Genomic DNA, 1,872 nt, shown 5'->3' on the forward strand with positions numbered 1-1,872 from the left:
CGGGCGAGCCCCGCCCCGGGGCGGCCGGTGCGAGCCGCGCGCACAGCCGCTGCCACACGGCGGCGACCTCGGCCTCGTCGTACTGGCGCAGGACGTTCGCCGCGCGGACCAGGGCCGGCCGCCCCGGGGCGGGGCTCGCCCGGAGGGCTGCTGGTCGAGGGGACCTGTGACGAGATCGGACGGCGGCACGTGTGGGTCGCCCTCGGCCCCGAGGGGCCGCGCACGGTCACGTTCGCGACCCGCCTCGGCTCCCTGGAGCGCCCCTCGGACCTGGCGGAACGCCTGCCGAAGGCGCTCATCCACCGCAACGTCCCCGGCGAGCCGGTGCACGCCTTCCTGCGCGACTTCGACCGCGCCTGGGCGGCGGCGGCACCCTACGCCTCGTACGGCGCCCGCCAGCGCTGGATCCGTACGGTGCGGGACCTCGCGGCCGACTGGCCGGTGACGGACGGCCCGGCACGGTGGCGGCAGGGCGAGGTCACGGTGTGCTGGGAGGCCCTGGCACCCCGAGGATGAGCCGACGCGCCCCCGGAGGGTGAGGCGCCACCCCGGGGGGAGGAGGCAACGCTCCGGGACCTCGGAAGCCCGGGACCTCGGGGCTCCGGCCGGTGCCGGCGCCGCCGTCAGCGCCGAAGCCGAGGGCGACGCCGACGCCGACGCCGACGCCGGGCACGATTTCCGGGAGCCGTTCGTCACATCGAGGGGCGAACCCCATGCTCGGGGAGGGGTTACCTCTGGTCACCCCACAGGCCGGCATGGCACCATCCCCCGAGTGACGAGGCGTCACTGACGGTTGATCGGCTTGGGGGCGGGGTCATGAAGACGGGCAGGCGCACTCTGACGGCGACGGCGGTGGCCGTGGTCTGCGCGATCACCGTGCTGGCGGCACCGGGCACGGCGTTCGCGGTTCCCACCCCCCGCCCCTCCCCGGGCACGACCGCGAGCGCCGGCACGCACCCCGGTGAGGACTCCGGGGCCGCGCCGTCCAGGGACCTCGAAGCCGTGCGCAAGAAGCTCGAGAGGCTCTACCGCGCGGTGGCCGTCGCCACCGAGGAGTACAACGCCGCCGAGGAGCGGACGAAGCAGCAGTCCGCCGAGATCGTCGAGCTGACCGGGAAGATCGTCAGGGGGCGGGAGAAGCTGGACGACCTGGAGGACCGCGCGGGTGCCGCGGCCGCGTCCCAGTACCGCGGCGGCGGACTGCCGCCCGAGGCCCACCTGATGCTGAGCGACGACCCCCAGGACTTCCTCGTCGGCGCGGGCCGGATACGTCAGGGCCAGCACGCGGCCAAGGGCCTGCTCGGCGAGATGCGGCGCACCCAGGAGGACCTGGAGCAGTACGCGGAGGACGCCGAAGCCCGGTGGCGGAAGCTGGAGACGGGCCGCAGGGCCAGGGCCAAGGCGCAGCGGAAGATCGAGAAGAGGATCGCGGCGGCCGAGAAGGTCGAGTCCGAGCTGGAGCAGGAGGAGAAGGAGCGCCTGGCCGAGCTGGAGCGGGAGGCCGCCGAGAGGGCCCAGGCCGCCTGGCTGGAGTCCGGCGTCCTCGAAGGCGTCGCGGCCGGGGCGACCGCACAGGGCAGGAAGGCCGTCGCGTACGCCACCGCCCAGATCGGCAAGCCGTACGTGTGGGGCGCCGAGGGCCCGGAGGCGTACGACTGCTCGGGGCTGACCTCACAGGCGTGGGCGGCGGCCGGGCGGACCGTCCCGCGCACCTCGCAGGAGCAGTGGAGACGGCTGCCGCGCGTCGCCGTCCGGGACATGCGGCCGGGCGACCTCATCATCTACTGGAACGACGCCAGCCACGTCGGCATGTACCTCGGCGACGGCGCCATGGTGCACGCCCCGCGCCCGGGGCGGACGGTGACGACCGCC

The 1,872-nt window shown here is 75.4% G+C and carries 1 protein-coding gene and 2 pseudogenes; 2 read left to right on the forward strand and 1 reads right to left on the reverse strand.

Features of this window, described 5'->3' with window-relative positions:
- A pseudogene (locus AOK18_RS35575) lies at nucleotides 1-133 on the reverse strand (class I SAM-dependent methyltransferase); the annotation flags it as partial.
- On the opposite strand from AOK18_RS35575, the pseudogene AOK18_RS29730 reads away from it, so the two are divergent.
- Nucleotides 121-516 (forward strand): annotated as a pseudogene (locus tag AOK18_RS29730) (class I SAM-dependent methyltransferase); the annotation flags it as partial. The pseudogenes AOK18_RS35575 and AOK18_RS29730 sit on opposite strands and share 13 nt — an antisense overlap.
- 300 nt (nucleotides 517-816) lie before the next feature.
- On the forward strand, nucleotides 817-1,872 hold a 1,056-nt coding region (locus AOK18_RS29735), incomplete at its 3' end, for a C40 family peptidase (RefSeq protein WP_055696309.1).

This window comes from Streptomyces prasinopilosus, from assembly GCF_001419695.1.
Lineage (GTDB): Bacteria > Actinomycetota > Actinomycetes > Streptomycetales > Streptomycetaceae > Streptomyces > Streptomyces prasinopilosus.